Origin of the sequence: Streptomyces sp. GbtcB7 (assembly GCF_019091445.1) — a bacterium.
Lineage (GTDB): Bacteria > Actinomycetota > Actinomycetes > Streptomycetales > Streptomycetaceae > Streptomyces > Streptomyces mirabilis.
The window spans coordinates 1-245 of sequence record NZ_JAGXJM010000496.1; the positions used below are offsets into that span (position 1 = coordinate 1).

At 67.8% G+C, this 245-nt stretch carries 1 pseudogene; it reads right to left on the reverse strand.

Annotated elements, in window-relative coordinates:
• Window positions 1-245 (reverse strand): annotated as a pseudogene (locus KVT44_RS56600) (transposase); the annotation flags it as partial.

Here is a 245-nt window from a genome sequence, read left to right on the forward strand (position 1 = left end):
CGGCGGGCGCGTTGTGGGTCCTGGCTTGGGACTTGTCCTCGTTGAAGGTGACACCCCGGCACCAGTGGATGGTATTTTCCCCGGTCCAGTGTCCGCGTGCCCAGGAGGCGATCTCGGCTGCGTTCGCTTCCACGGCGGGCAGGTCGGTGATGGCGTAGACGGCTTCGCTGGACCGTTCTTTCGCCCCGTAGAGACGGCGCCGGCGCTGGATGCGCAGGGACCTGGGACGCGTGCGGGAAGAGCAG